Origin of the sequence: Enterococcus sp. AZ035, from assembly GCF_050548325.1 — a bacterium.
Lineage (GTDB): Bacteria > Bacillota > Bacilli > Lactobacillales > Enterococcaceae > Enterococcus > Enterococcus faecalis.
The window spans coordinates 1,313,520-1,327,282 of the sequence record NZ_CP172958.1; the positions used below are offsets into that span (position 1 = coordinate 1,313,520).

The 13,763-nt window shown below is 38.4% G+C and carries 13 protein-coding genes; all 13 read right to left on the reverse strand.

Annotated elements, in window-relative coordinates:
- Window positions 1-11: 11 nt before the first annotated feature.
- The 13 genes from IGL32_RS06315 to IGL32_RS06375 all read right to left on the reverse strand — a co-directional run bounded on the left by IGL32_RS06315 (window position 12) and on the right by IGL32_RS06375 (window position 13,689).
- Entirely contained in the window at window positions 12-938 is a 927-nt protein-coding gene (locus IGL32_RS06315; RefSeq protein ID WP_002360265.1) for a manganese-dependent inorganic pyrophosphatase, read from the reverse strand.
- Between the two features lie 95 nt (window positions 939-1,033).
- Window positions 1,034-1,798, reverse strand: a complete 765-nt coding sequence (pflA, locus tag IGL32_RS06320; RefSeq protein ID WP_002357530.1) for a pyruvate formate-lyase-activating protein — start codon at window positions 1,796-1,798, stop codon at window positions 1,034-1,036.
- A 76-nt stretch (window positions 1,799-1,874) separates the two neighbouring features.
- A complete protein-coding gene (gene pflB, locus IGL32_RS06325) occupies window positions 1,875-4,121 on the reverse strand; it encodes a formate C-acetyltransferase (protein WP_002357529.1) in 2,247 nt (748 codons plus the stop codon).
- Between the two features lie 289 nt (window positions 4,122-4,410).
- Window positions 4,411-6,873 carry a DNA topoisomerase IV subunit A gene (gene parC / locus IGL32_RS06330; protein WP_002357527.1) on the reverse strand — a complete coding sequence of 821 codons (2,463 nt, stop codon included), beginning with the start codon at window positions 6,871-6,873 and terminating at the stop codon, window positions 4,411-4,413.
- A gap of 12 nt (window positions 6,874-6,885) precedes the next feature.
- Complete coding sequence (parE, locus tag IGL32_RS06335; RefSeq protein WP_002381887.1) at window positions 6,886-8,943, reverse strand: DNA topoisomerase IV subunit B; 2,058 nt, start codon at window positions 8,941-8,943, stop codon at window positions 6,886-6,888.
- 204 nt (window positions 8,944-9,147) lie between these two features.
- Window positions 9,148-9,576, reverse strand: coding sequence for a CoA-binding protein (locus IGL32_RS06340; protein ID WP_002365680.1), 429 nt, complete (start codon window positions 9,574-9,576; stop codon window positions 9,148-9,150).
- Between the two features lie 87 nt (window positions 9,577-9,663).
- A complete protein-coding gene (locus IGL32_RS06345; protein WP_002357522.1) occupies window positions 9,664-10,107 on the reverse strand; it encodes an ethanolamine utilization protein EutQ in 444 nt (147 codons plus the stop codon).
- 12 nt (window positions 10,108-10,119) lie between these two features.
- Window positions 10,120-11,220, reverse strand: coding sequence for an ethanolamine utilization protein EutH (gene eutH, locus IGL32_RS06350; protein WP_002357520.1), 1,101 nt, complete (start codon window positions 11,218-11,220; stop codon window positions 10,120-10,122).
- A 12-nt stretch (window positions 11,221-11,232) separates the two neighbouring features.
- The gene (locus IGL32_RS06355; RefSeq protein ID WP_002357519.1) at window positions 11,233-11,496 is read right to left on the reverse strand and encodes a EutN/CcmL family microcompartment protein; all 264 of its coding nucleotides are present in this window, start codon (window positions 11,494-11,496) and stop codon (window positions 11,233-11,235) included.
- Between the two features lie 12 nt (window positions 11,497-11,508).
- Window positions 11,509-12,108: a TIGR02536 family ethanolamine utilization protein gene (locus tag IGL32_RS06360; protein ID WP_002381885.1), complete on the reverse strand. Its 600-nt coding sequence runs from the start codon at window positions 12,106-12,108 to the stop codon at window positions 11,509-11,511.
- Between the two features lie 14 nt (window positions 12,109-12,122).
- Complete coding sequence (gene eutD, locus IGL32_RS06365) at window positions 12,123-12,758, reverse strand: ethanolamine utilization phosphate acetyltransferase EutD (protein ID WP_002357516.1); 636 nt, start codon at window positions 12,756-12,758, stop codon at window positions 12,123-12,125.
- A 3-nt stretch (window positions 12,759-12,761) separates the two neighbouring features.
- On the reverse strand, window positions 12,762-13,331 hold the full coding sequence (locus tag IGL32_RS06370; protein ID WP_010820004.1) for a hypothetical protein: 570 nt from the start codon (window positions 13,329-13,331) through the stop codon (window positions 12,762-12,764).
- Window positions 13,332-13,398: 67 nt separating this feature from the next.
- The gene (locus IGL32_RS06375) at window positions 13,399-13,689 is read right to left on the reverse strand and encodes a BMC domain-containing protein (protein ID WP_002357513.1); all 291 of its coding nucleotides are present in this window, start codon (window positions 13,687-13,689) and stop codon (window positions 13,399-13,401) included.
- Between the last annotated feature and the right edge of the window lie 74 nt (window positions 13,690-13,763).

Genomic DNA, 13,763 nt, shown 5'->3' on the forward strand with positions numbered 1-13,763 from the left:
CGCTTACGGTTTTAGTTAAAGACTTCTGTTAATTGTGGTACTACTTGTTTTTTACGAGAAACAACGCCGGGTAAGAACGCACGATTGTTAACTAATGTTACATTGAACGCTGCTTCAATTTTGGCTTGTTCCGCACCAATCGCTAATAATTCAGAATCACTGTCTAGGATATTCGTAATAATTAAGACAAACAAGTCATAATTATTGGCTGCATTTTCTGCGGCCATAGCTGCTTCTAATTCAGCTTGACGATCTAAAACTTCTGCTAAATCGACGGTATTTACTTGGGCAACGCGAACTGTTTTGCCGTTCATTGGGAAGCTCTTAGCATCTAAATCTAAAAGGACTTCAGCTGATTTATCGCTTAAATTTGTTCCTGCTTTTAATAAGTCAAGACCATAGCCTTCTAAATTGATTTCAGCAATATCAGCTAGGGCGTGCGCTGCATCGATGTCTTCTTGTGTGCAAGTTGGTGATTTAAATAATAATGTATCAGAAATAATCGCTGAGACCATCATACCAGCAATTTGAGCTGGAATTGTCACGTTATTTTCTTTAAACATTTTATAGATGATTGTACTGGTACACCCTACTGGTTCTGCACGATAATACAATGGATCTGCTGTTTCGAAGTTGGCAATCCGGTGATGATCCACTACTGCTAAAATGTTTACTTCAGCGATATCTGAAATGCTTTGTTGGAATTCGTTATGATCCACTAACATGACTTGGTTTGTTTCGCTAGCTGCTTCAGTGACAACACGTGGTGCTTCAATATTAAAATAATCTAAGGCATATTGAGTTTCTTCACTTGGTGTTCCTAAAGCGACAGCTTCTGTCTCTTTTCCTAATTCTTTTTGTAAGTAAGCAAAACTAATTGCTGCTCCGATAGCATCTGTATCAGGATTTTGGTGTCCAAAAACTAAAATTTTTGACATAATACACACTCCTTGGTTTTGATTCACTCTTAATGATAACAAAAAATAGAAAAGAAACAACAAAAAAATTGTCTTCTTTTCTATTTTTTCGTTTGTTAACGTGCTAGATAACCTTGATAGTCCTCGACATGTAGTAGTTTTTTCGCATTTTCAACACGATCATTTTTAGGAGGCTCAATTCCTTCTAATGGATAAGGAATACCTAGTTCTTCCCATTTGTACTTGCCCATCGTATGGTAAGGAAGCACTTCAACTTTATCTACATTGTTTAATGTTTTTATGAAGGCATCCAGACGGATTAAATATTCGTCGTAATCACTACGTTGAGGCACCAATACGTGGCGAATCCAAACAGGTTTGTCAATTTCAGATAAATAGGTAGCCATCTCTAAAATATTATCATTTGATTGCGTTGTTAACAGTTTATGTTGCTCGTTATCAATATGTTTGATGTCAAATAAGAGTAAATCTGTATACTTCATCAATTCATCAAATTGACTAATGAAGGGTTCTTCCCGAGTAAAAGGCTTGCCACACGTATCTAAGGTTGTATGAATGCCTTGTGCTTTGGCTTTTTTAAATAAATCGATCAAAAAGTCCATTTGCAATAGCGGCTCACCACCACTGACAGTGATACCACCCTTTTCGCCCCAATAAGAGCGAAAACGTAATGCTTCCTCTAATACTTCGTCAGTCGTCACCACACGACCACCGGAACCAATTTTCCAAGTATCTGGATTATGACAGAATTGACATCTCATGCGACACCCTTGTGTAAATACGATAAAACGGACACCTGGGCCATCAACGGTACCAAAATTTTCTGTTGAATGAATTCTACCTGTAACTGGTGTTGTCATAATGATCCCTCTTCTTTCAAACGAAAAGGATGACACGTTAAATGTCACCCTTTCAGTTAAATAATGTAAATGTTTTTTATAGTCTGTCGTGTGAAGTTCTTGAAATAACGTCTGCTTGTTGTTCAGGAGTTAAGTCACGGAATTTCACGGCATATCCAGATACACGGATAGTTAAGTTTGGATATTTTTCTGGATGTGCTTGTGCATCTAATAATAATTCGTTTGTAAATACGTTTACGTTTAAGTGGTAACCACCTTTATCGAAGTAGCCATCTAATACGTTACGTAAGTTGTTAATTCTTGTGTCGTCGTCTTTACCTAAACCATTAGGGTTGATGGTTTGTGTATTAGAAATACCATCTAAAGCGATTGTATATTCTAAACGAGCTGTTGAGTTTAATGAAGCTAATAAGCCATTTTTCTCACCTAAGAATTTACCGTCTTGATAACTTGGGTTCGCACCTGGTGCAAGAGGTTTGCCAGCACGACGTCCGTCAGGCGTGTTCCCTGTTGCTTTACCATAAACAACGTTTGAAGTGATTGTTAATAATGAAGTCGTTGGTTTAGAGTTACGGTATGTGTGTTGACGTTTAATTTGTGTCATAAAGTAATCTAAAATCCAGTTAGCCATTGCATCGGCTTCTTCGTTATCGTTTCCGTATGTTGGGAATTCTTTTGTTGGTACATAATCAATTGCCATACCATCTTCGTCACGGATTACTTCTACTTCACCGTGTTTAATTGCCATGATACTATCAGTCGCATGAGAGATTCCGGCAATACCAGTTGCGAATGTCCGTTGTAAATCAGTATCCATTAAAGCTAATTGTGGTGCTTCATATGCATATTTATCATGCATGTAATGAATAATGTTTAATGTGTTAACGTACAATTCAGCTAACCAGTCTAAGATGTCTTTATAGCGTTCCATGAATTCATGGTAATCTAATTTGTCACCAGTCATTGGACGATATTTTGGTGCTACTTGCATTTTAGTTTTTTCGTCGACCCCGCCGTTAATTGCATAAAGAACAGCTTTCGCTAAGTTCGCACGAGCGCCGAAGAATTGCATATCTTTACCCATAACTGTTGCAGAAACACAACATGCGATTGCACAGTCGTCAGAGCCCCAGTTTTCACGTAATAAGTCATCGTTTTCAAATTGGATAGATGAGCTTTCTTTCGCGATTTTAGCTGCATATGTTCTGAAACCTTCTGGTAAGTGAGAAGAATACAATACAGTTAAGTTAGGTTCTGGAGATGGTCCCATGTTTGTTAAGGTGTGTAAGATACGGAAGTCATTTTTGGTAACTAATGAACGACCGTCAATACCCATACCAGCAATAGATAATGTTGCCCAAATTGGATAACCAGAGAATAATTGGTTGTATTCTGGTGTACGTGCAAATTTAACCATACGTAATTTCATGATTAAATGGTCAATCATTTCTTGTGCTTCAAATTCAGTGATTAAACCTGCTTCTAAGTCACGTTGGATATAGATATCTAAGAATGCTGAGATACGACCAATTGACATTGCCGCACCATTTTGAGATTTAATGGCACCTAGGTAACCAAAGTATAACCATTGGATTGCTTCTTGCGCATTTGCAGCAGGACGAGAAATATCGAAACCATAAGAAGCAGCCATTTGTTTTAAGTCATTTAACGCACGGTATTGTTCAGAAATTTCTTCACGTAAGCGAATAACATCGTCTGTCATTTCTTTGTTACCAGTGTTATCATGATCTTTTTTCTTTTGTTCCATTAAGTAGTCGATACCATATAATGCGATACGACGATAGTCACCGATAATACGGCCACGGCCATAAGCATCTGGAAGACCAGTAATGATTTTGTTTTTACGTGCTAAACGCATTTCAGCTGTGTAGGCATCAAAAACACCTTGGTTATGTGTTTTTCTGTATTCTGTGAAGATTTTTGTCATTTCTTCGTCAGTTTCATAACCATTTGAAACTAAGGCATTGTTCGCCATTTTAATACCACCGAATGGCATAAATGCTTGTTTTAATGGTACATCTGTTTGTAAACCGACAATTTTTTCTTCTTCTTTGATTAAGTAACCAGGTTCATGTGACGTAATAGTTGCTGGGATATCGCTATCCATGTCATAAACGCCATTTTTTTCATGTTGGATTTCAAATAATTCTTGTAGTTTTGTCCATAATTTGTCAGTGCTCGGAGCGATTGGTTCTAAGAAACTGTCGTCGCCTTTGTACTCTGTGTAGTTGTTTTGAATAAAATCACGAGTGTCAACGCTTGTTCTCCATTTGTCGCCTTTAAAGCCTTCCCATTGTTTCATGAAGTGTTTGCCTCCTTAGTTAACTGCTACTTGATTGTATGTAACAGCTTTATGTGATTAGTATAACACATAACCTTTTAGATGCAAGCGTTTTTTTATTATTTATTGCACTTTCTTAATAAATAAATGGGGAACGAAGATTCTAAACGCTGATATATAAACATTTATACTTGTGAAAATAAGAACGATTTATAGTTGTTATCACTTGTGAAAAATGTACTTCTGTATTAAAAACAGCAGCCATCTGTATTAATACAGATGGCTGCTGTGGAGATATTTATAACACAGTTTAGTTTGTTTGTTCTTCTTCAATCACTGCAGAATGCATCTCGTGGACTTCCATTACTTGGCCATCTTTTTGTTCATCGATGACAAAGGAACCGTTGGATGTTCGTTCACTGATTGGATAGTTTTTCGACTGAATAACTTCTTGTGTGCCTTTTTGCGTAGTAACTAATAAATCTAAATCGGTACTTTCAGACATAAAGACAACACGATGTGGATTTTTCTTCAATTCCCGCAAGACCATTAGTCCACGTTTTGCTCGTCCTAATTGTGTTAATTCTTGGGCTAACATGCGTTTAACACCGCCACGTTGGGTAACGATGACAATCGGTGTATCCCCTTCAGAATGAACCAGTAAACCATTAACGACATAATCGTCTTCTTTGAGGTTCATTGATTTAACTCCAGCCGCTTTACTACCCACGACTGGTACTTCATATAATGGATAACGTAAGCCAAAACCGCGATTGCTAACGAGGAAAACATCCAATAAGTCTTGATCATTTGTTAAATAAACATTGGTAATTTCATCTTGGTCTGATTTTAATTTCATACAAGATGTCGGGCGGCTCTTATAAGTGCGCCAAGGCTCAAAATCAGCCATTTTGGTTTGTTTAATCATGCCAGCTTTTGTAATGAAAACAAAGGTTTTTGTCGGACTTAACTCTTTATAAGGATATACAGCAATAATCGATTCATCGATAGCAAGATTTAAAATGGTTTGAGAAATATGTTCGCCAATTTCTTTCCAGCGTAAATCTGGCAACTCATGGACGGGGCGATAGATCATATTCCCTTTATTTGTTACTAGTAAAAGATGATCTAATGTATTGACTTCGCCAGCATATAATAAAAAGTCGCCTTCTTTCATGCCGATTTCTTCTGGTTTTGATGCTGTATAAGAACGAATACTACTCCGCTTGATATAGCCTTCGTGCGTCACGGTTACGACCACGTCTTCCTGCGCAACTAACACGGCTGTTTCAATCTTGATTTCTTGGATTTCCTCTTCAATTTGAGTTAAGCGCGGATTGCCATATTGCTTTTTAACTTCGCGAAGTTCTTTTTTCATGACTGAGAATAGTTCTTTTTCATTGTTTAAAATGTTCAATAACTCAGCAATTTGTTGTTCTAAAGTTTTCGCTTCTTCTTGTAAATCAGTAATATCCGTATTGGTTAAACGGTATAGCTGTAAAGTAACGATTGCTTCAGCTTGTTCTTCAGTAAACGCATAGTCGGATACTAAGTTCTTCTTCGCATCTTTTTTATCTTTACTGCCACGGATTGTTGCAATCACTTTATCTAAGATAGACAATGCTTTAATTAAACCAGCAACAATGTGCTCACGTTTGCGAGCTTTGTCCAACTCAAATTGACAACGGTTAATGATAACTGATTTGCGATGCGTAATGTAACTTTCTAAAATCCGTTTTAGGCCCACTTGTTGCGGGGTCATGTTGTCGATGGCTACCATGTTAAAGTTGTAATTGATTTGCAATTCAGTGTTTTTAAATAGATAATTTAAAATACCTTCTGCATTGACATCTTTTTTTAGTTCAACAACAATTTGCAAGCCAGTTCTGTCACTTTCGTCACGAACTTCGGCAATGCCGTCTACTTTTTTATTTAAACGGATTTCATCCATCTTCTTCACTAGCGTTGCTTTGTTGACTTCATAAGGAATTTCAGAAATGACAATTTGTTGTTTGCCGCCTTTTAAAGGCTCAATCTTTGTCTTCGCACGTAAAATTACTTTACCACGGCCGGTTTCGTAGGCTTTTTTAATTTCTGCTTTTCCTTGTAGAATCCCACCTGTTGGGAAATCTGGTCCTGGAATGTATTCCATTAATTTCTCTAAACTTGCATTAGGATGATCAATTAAATACACAGTTCCATCAATGATTTCCGCTAAATTATGCGTAGGAATTTCTGTTGCATAGCCTGCTGAAATCCCCGTTGAGCCGTTTACCAATAAATTAGGATATTTGGCTGGTAAAACAGTGGGTTCTTTTTCTGTATCGTCAAAATTCCAGACGAAATCGACGGTATTTTTGTCGATATCTTTTAACAACTCACCACTTAACTGTGATAAACGAGCTTCTGTATAACGCATCGCCGCTGGTGGGTCGCCATCCATACTTCCGTTGTTTCCGTGCATTTCAATTAGTACTTCCCGTAATTTCCAGTCTTGACTTAGACGCACCATCGCTTCATAAATACTGCTGTCGCCATGGGGATGATAATTCCCCATAATGTTTCCGACAGATTTTGCTGATTTACGAAAGCCTTTATCAAAGGTATTGCCGTCTTTATTCATTGAAAAGAGAATGCGGCGTTGTACTGGTTTTAGCCCATCTCGAATATCTGGTAGGGCCCGTTCTTGAATGATGTATTTGGAATATCTTCCAAAACGATCGCCCATTACTTCTTCAAGGGTTAATTCTTGAACTTCTTGGCGTTTTTCCAAAATTGTCACTCCCTACTCTATGTCAAACAAACTGATTTCAGTGTCATCGGTTTGTTCTGCTTCTTTTGTTTTTTCCGCATCTAAAAGACTTTCTCCTGTTGGTGCAGAAGTGTCTTCTTCTGAACGATCTAAAATACTGCCATCTTCTTCCAACGTAAATTGAACATGTTGTTCAATCCATTTTCGACGAGGTTCGACTTTGTCGCCCATTAATGTGGTCACACGGCGTTCTGCTTGAGCTGCATCATCAATCCGAACACGAATTAAGGTTCTAGTTTCAGGATCCATCGTTGTTTCCCAAAGTTGTTCTGCATTCATTTCCCCCAGACCTTTATAGCGTTGGAGCATATAGCCTTTACCAACTTTATCAATCACTTCTGCCAATTCACCATCGGTCCAAGCATACTCAATGACTGATTTTTTTCCAGTTCCTTTAGAGACTTTATAAAGTGGTGGTAAGGCAATGTAGACTTTGCCGGCTTCAATTAATGGTTTCATATAACGATAGAAGAACGTTAATAGCAACACTTGAATATGGGCACCATCGGTATCCGCATCGGTCATGATGATGATTTTATCATAATTACAATCTTCAATTGAAAATTCAGGACCAACGCCTGCGCCAATCGTATAGATCATAGTATTGATTTCTTCGTTTTTCAAGATGTCTTGCATTTTCGCTTTTTCCGTATTAATGACTTTTCCTCGTAGCGGTAAAATGGCTTGGAATTTCCGGTCGCGCCCTTGTTTTGCTGAGCCACCGGCCGAGTCTCCTTCGACAAGATATAGTTCATTTTTCTTAGGATTTCTGGATTGAGCCGGTGTTAATTTTCCAGAAAGTAACGATTCACCTTTTTTCCGTTTTTTACCGTTCCGGCTTTCTTCACGGGCTTTACGAGCCGCTTCACGGGCTTCACGGGCTTTAATCGCTTTCCGAATTAATGATTGACTCATTTCACTGTTTTCTTGTAAATAGAAGCCCATTTGTTCGCCTACGACGTTATCGACAACGGTTCTTGCTAAAGGTGTACCTAATTTTCCTTTGGTTTGGCCCTCAAACTGTAGTAAGTTTTCTGGTACTCGAATAGAAAGGACGGCTGCTAAGCCTTCACGGAAGTCGCTACCTTCTAAATTTTTATCTTTTTCTTTTAATAGTCCCACTTTCCGTGCATATTCATTGTACGCCTTCGTCATTGACGTTTTCATACCGACTTCGTGGGTACCGCCATCTTTTGTGCGGACATTGTTAACGAAAGATAAAACATTTTCAGAATAGCCATCGTTGTATTGGTAAGCTAATTCAACTTCAATACCTTCTTTGGCTCCTGAAAAATAAACAACGGGTGTTAATGTATCTTTTTCTTCATTTAGATAGGCAACAAATTCTTTAATACCTTCTTCGTAGTGGAAGACTTCTTCTTTGGGTTCTTCCCCACGTTCATCTGTTAAAGTAATTTTGACGCCTTTTAATAAGAAAGCTGATTCTCTCAAACGTTCTGCTAAAATTTCGTAAGAAAAATTTGTCGTAGAGAAAATGGTGTCGTCAGGTAAAAAAGTAACGGAGGTACCGTTGCGTTTTTTTGTTTTGCCGATTTTTTTTAAGGTACCAACTGGTTTACCGCCGTCCTCAAATCGTTCCATGTATTCTACGCCATCACGAACAATATGAACTTCTAACCACTTAGATAAGGCATTAACAACACTGGCACCTACCCCATGGAGTCCGCCTGAAGTTTTATAGCCACCTTGGCCAAACTTACCACCCGCATGTAAGACAGTAAAAATTACTTCTACTGTTGGGATACCAGAAGCATGCATCCCTGTTGGCATTCCGCGGCCAGAGTCTGCAACACAAATACTATTATCTTTTTGGATAGTTACGTTGATTTCATTCCCGTAGCCAGATAACGCTTCATCGACTGCGTTATCGACAATTTCATAGACTAAGTGATGGAGTCCACGGCTATCGGTTGAACCGATATACATACCAGGTCTTTTCCTCACTGCTTCCAATCCTTCTAGGACTTGGATAGAGGCATCATTGTACTCATTGTTAATTTTTTTAGCCAAAGAAAAAACTCCTTATACTTAGATTCTCGTTTAGTTAATAAGCGTACATTAACTATTTCTTAAAGAATTAGAAGAAGAGTGAGCCGGTTTCTTGCGTTTTCCGTTCGCTCCTTCTAAAACCATCATTACAATAATACTCTATCTGGGTCAAAAAAAAAAGAGCTTTCCGTTCAGGACGCTCTTTCTTTATAAAATTACACGTGTTTATTCAGCATCTGCCATTTTTGCCAATTCAATTTTAATACAACGGTCCATAATAACTTGACGACCTTCATTTAATAACAAGTTCGCTGCCTCTTCGTTTTCCAAACCTAGTTGGGCCCAAAAGACAGGCGCTTCTGTTTTCAATGTTTCTGCGGCCACTTCTGGCAAAAATTCACTCCGCCGAAAGACGTCAACAATATCAATCTTTTCAGGAATCTCTGTTAATGTCCCATAAACCGTTTCGCCAAGCACCGTTTCACCTTTTAAAACTGGATTGACAGGCAATACACGATAGCCATGTTGCTGTAAAATTTCCGCAATTTTGTAACTTGTGCGGTCGGGCTTGTTACTCAAACCAACCACCGCAATATTTTTTGCTTGTTTTAAAATATCAAAAATTTGATTTTGACTTGGATTCTCAAATGTCATTCACTCAACCCCTTTTTTCGTTCTTATTTATTATAACGCTGAGTAAAGGGTTTTGGCAAAATTATTCTCTGACTGCCGATAAAATAATTATTGGCTTTGCCAATCTGCTGGATAAGTCACGTAGACAAAGCGGGCATCACCCGTCACTGAAAATTGAATTTTGCTACTTTTCGGGATTAAAATAATTTCGCCGGCTGTTGCAGAAATTTTACGTCCGTCAATCAGTATATCTAATTGTCCTGAAATAATATAATCAATTTCATCGTATTCTAGTGTCCAGTCGAAGGTGGTATCTTTCATCACCATTAAACCGCAACCAAGGCGCGGACTTTCTTCTAAAGAAAACAGATCTTTTGTGTAAACAATGTCCGCTGGGTTGCCTGTATCTAAGCGGTCGTCTTCTGTTACGTCGATTTCGGGTAATTTGATGGACATAATTCCACTTGGATCCACTTGTTTAGTCGGCATTAATTTTTCTGTGACAATTTGTCGAACAAGCGTTTCAATCATTTCACGATTTAATTCTGTCATATTTACACCTCATTATTTCACTTCTGTTTCGGGTTTCCCTAGCATTCGATTTGCCATAAAGATAGCCACAAAAATGGCGGTAATCCCTCCAACTAATTTGCCAACAATCATTGGAAAAATCATTTCTTTTGCTACGCCTGCAGTAAAACCAAGGTGGTCACCTAAAACGAAAGAAGCCGAAACAGCAAAAGCGATATTAATAATTTTCCCTCGATTATCCATGTCTTTTAACATTTGGAACATGGGAATATTGTTAGCTAATGTAGCAACCATTCCTGCAGCCGCTACTTCATTCATTCCTAAAACTTTTCCTAGTTTCATCAATGGTTTATTAAAGACTTTCGTAATCACAGCTACTAAACAGAAAGCGCCAGCTAAAGTTAAAGCAATCCCGCCAACGACTTCAATTCCTTCAGTAACTGGTGCAATACCAGGAATCACTGTAATTCCTAATAATAGTTGAATCGCCCCGACAACTAAACCAAAGATAGCGACAATCACTACGCCTTGACCAAAAATTTGGAAGCCTTTAATCATGCCCTTTGGCGCTAACCATAAACCTAAAATAATTAAAGCAGCAACAATAATAATTGGAATTAAGTTAGGAATAATCAATGACAATGGCATGCCAGCTGTTAAACCACCTGCTAATAAACCAAAAGGAATTGTAATAATCCCGCTCAAAACACCCGTTGCTAAGAATTGTTGGTCGTCTTTTTGGATAATGCCAAGCGCTACTGGAATTGTAAAGACTAACGTTGGCCCCATCATTGCACCTAAGATTGCCCCCGCAAATAAACCAGCTTGTGGATCATTGGCTAATTGTTGCGCTAACGCAAAGCCGCCCATATCATTAGCCAATAAGGTTGTGGCAAACATTGCTGGATCAGCCCCTAGTAATTCATAGACAGGAACGACAATCGGACTTAAAAGATTGGCTAAGACAGGCGCTAAAGTGATAATCCCTACCATAGAAAGCGCTAGAGAACCCATAGCCATAATCCCTTCCTCAAATTGCTCCCCTAAACCTAGTTTGTTGCCAATACATTTATCGATTCCTCCAATAATCATGAAAAGAACCATAATATACATAATAATTTCATTAATGCTCATGTCTCGTCCTCCCTATTCTTCCTCTGTAGAATCAATGACACCAACAATCATTGCATCAATTGGGACATTCGGATCTTCTGCCGAAATACGGGCAGCATTGCCTTGACTAATTAACACTTTGTCCCCGACACCAGCTCCAGCGTTGTCAGCAGCAATTAAAAATCCTTGCTTTTCGTCCTCTTGATTCAAAATATCAACCATCATAAATTTCCAGCCATTTAATTTTTCATCTTTTCTTGTTGACCAAAGGCTACCAGTCACTTTTCCTAAAAGCATCGTTTTTCCTCCTTACGTCAGCAATTGATGTTTCCTAGCATAATCTTTCGCTAACGGGGTTAAATAGGCGTTTTTACTTAAAGAAACACCTGATTCTGTCATTCTTATCAATTGTTTTTCAGTAATGTAGGTTCGTTTGGTCTCAGCCAATGAACGAAGTTGTTTTTGACAGGCCGCCTGAAACACAGCGTAATTTTCTGAATCATGATAAAAAATCAGCCCAAACTGTTGGCAAATGTCCACGTTTTCCTGAATCGTTTGTTTCAAACGATACTTCAATCGTGAATTTTTAGTCACTGAAGGTATTGGGGTTAAAACCAATACCGGCTTACCTTCAAATAAGAATGCTAAGATGTTTTTGACTAATTCATCCGTTTCCTGTAAATGCGCAATCGCATTTACTTGGGAAATCGTTAGCCTCTTTACAACCAAGCCTCGTGCTAGCTTCTGCTCCTTGGTTACCCAATTTACATCAGGAAAACGAACAAACATTTCTTCAGGAAATGCTTCTTTTGCTTCTGCTAAAGCCACTGAATAAGACGACGACAGCAATTGTTGGCAAATTCGATCAGTAATCTGTTGAATCAAATTTTCCATTTCAGAAACGTTCATTGTCCTTCCTCCTTTTACTTAAGAATATAGCCCCGAGCTCCTTTGGTTAAGCCGCAAGCGTTGGCTTCATCGTAGTCAATATGCATGTACGTTGCAAATCGCGGACTGATTCGCACAACTACATCATCAAAGATTAACGGACGTGTGCCTTCCACTTTGACTTGCACAATTTGGCTATTGCTTACTTTATTTTTCAAGGCGTCTTCGGGTGTCATGTGAATATGACGTTTGGCAACAATTAAGCCGTGACTTAATGTCACAACTGCTGATCCGTTCATCAGCGTGACACCTGGTGTCCCTTCTGTCTTGCCACTCTCTCTAACTGGGGCGTTAATTCCTAAAATACGTGTATCCGTCATAGAAACTTCAACTTGTGATTCGCTACGTTCAGGGCCTAAAATAACCACATTTTGAAAAAGTCCTTTAGGTCCAGCAACCGTAATTCGTTCTTTACAAACAAACTGTCCAGGTTGTGATAAATCTTTCACTTTTGTTAGTTGATATCCTGGTCCAAATAATGCATCAATCTCTTGACGAGACAAATGAACATGTCGGCCAGAAGCTTCAACTTCAAAAGTATTTTGTTGTTGTTGCTGAATTCGTTTAACAACTTCTTCAACAATTTCATTCATTGAATCCAATTTGTTCATCTCCTAGTTTCGTGATATTTCAGCCATGGTGCTAATTAATTCTGTAGCCCAAGATTGAAAAATGCCGAACAGTTGTGATTCTCCTTTTAACTGGAGAATAATTTTATCTAGTTGTAATTGAATTTCTTTTGAGGAATAGCGCCATTGTCTCTGTTGGTTAGTTAGAATAGTTACCTTTGATTCCAAAATGACTGGTTCCATTACAAGCGACTGTTCTAAAATAAATTTCTCTAACCACTGTTGTTGTTGTTCGAAATATAACCAACCTTCTGTTGATAACGCTTCATTCGTTAAGAAAGGCAAATACAATAGATGGCTTAAGTGCCGAATCTCATAAATTGTTTCTTTTGATAAATGTTCTTGTTTTTGTTTTTGTGAGGAGGCCTTCACTGAATGAACCTCAGAAAGCAATGGGTTTGTTGAAGAGAAGCTGCTATTAATCCGATGCTCGCGTAGATAGCTTTTGGCGGCTGGCGTCAGAAAACTGCCTACAGGAAACACAAAATCCGTGCCATCTTCTAGTTCTTTTTTTAGCCTTTTGATGCGAAGCATATCTTCTGTAATAACTGTCATAACACCCCTCCTCAATGAAAGTTTAGGACAGAAGTAATGAACCTACCTCTGCCCCAAAAAATCAAAATTATAATTCAGTTGTTGCGTGTGGTAAAATAGCGTCTACTTCTGTATGTGGACGTGGAATTACATGGACAGATAATAATTCGCCAACACGTTCTGCTGCAGCAGCACCAGCATCTGTTGCTGCTTTTACAGCACCAACGTCACCGCGAACCATTACTGTAACTAAACCGCCACCGACTTGTTCTTTTCCAATTAAAGTAACGTTTGCCGCTTTCACCATTGCATCGGCTGCTTCAACAGCACCTACTAAACCACGAGTTTCGATCATTCCTAAAGCATTTGTACTTGACATTATAATTTCCTCCTAAGATGTATGTTTTATTTTTAAAAATTTGGGACAATTAGCAATTTGACTTAGGTCCCAAA

Excerpts from the sequence above, each read along its gene's own strand:
- eutH (WP_002357520.1), bottom strand. The coding sequence starts at position 11,220 with ATGAGCATTAATGAAATTATTATGTATATTATGGTTCTTTTCATGATT.
- IGL32_RS06345 (WP_002357522.1), bottom strand. The coding sequence starts at position 10,107 with ATGACAGAATTAAATCGTGAAATGATTGAAACGCTTGTTCGACAAATT.
- pflB (WP_002357529.1), bottom strand. The coding sequence starts at position 4,121 with ATGAAACAATGGGAAGGCTTTAAAGGCGACAAATGGAGAACAAGCGTT.
- IGL32_RS06355 (WP_002357519.1), bottom strand. The coding sequence starts at position 11,496 with ATGCTTTTAGGAAAAGTGACTGGTAGCCTTTGGTCAACAAGAAAAGAT.
- pflA (WP_002357530.1), bottom strand. The coding sequence starts at position 1,798 with ATGACAACACCAGTTACAGGTAGAATTCATTCAACAGAAAATTTTGGT.
- IGL32_RS06370 (WP_010820004.1), bottom strand. The coding sequence starts at position 13,331 with ATGACAGTTATTACAGAAGATATGCTTCGCATCAAAAGGCTAAAAAAA.
- IGL32_RS06360 (WP_002381885.1), bottom strand. The coding sequence starts at position 12,108 with ATGAACGTTTCTGAAATGGAAAATTTGATTCAACAGATTACTGATCGA.
- IGL32_RS06375 (WP_002357513.1), bottom strand. The coding sequence starts at position 13,689 with ATGTCAAGTACAAATGCTTTAGGAATGATCGAAACTCGTGGTTTAGTA.
- eutD (WP_002357516.1), bottom strand. The coding sequence starts at position 12,758 with ATGAACAAATTGGATTCAATGAATGAAATTGTTGAAGAAGTTGTTAAA.
- IGL32_RS06315 (WP_002360265.1), bottom strand. The coding sequence starts at position 938 with ATGTCAAAAATTTTAGTTTTTGGACACCAAAATCCTGATACAGATGCT.
- IGL32_RS06340 (WP_002365680.1), bottom strand. The coding sequence starts at position 9,576 with ATGACATTTGAGAATCCAAGTCAAAATCAAATTTTTGATATTTTAAAA.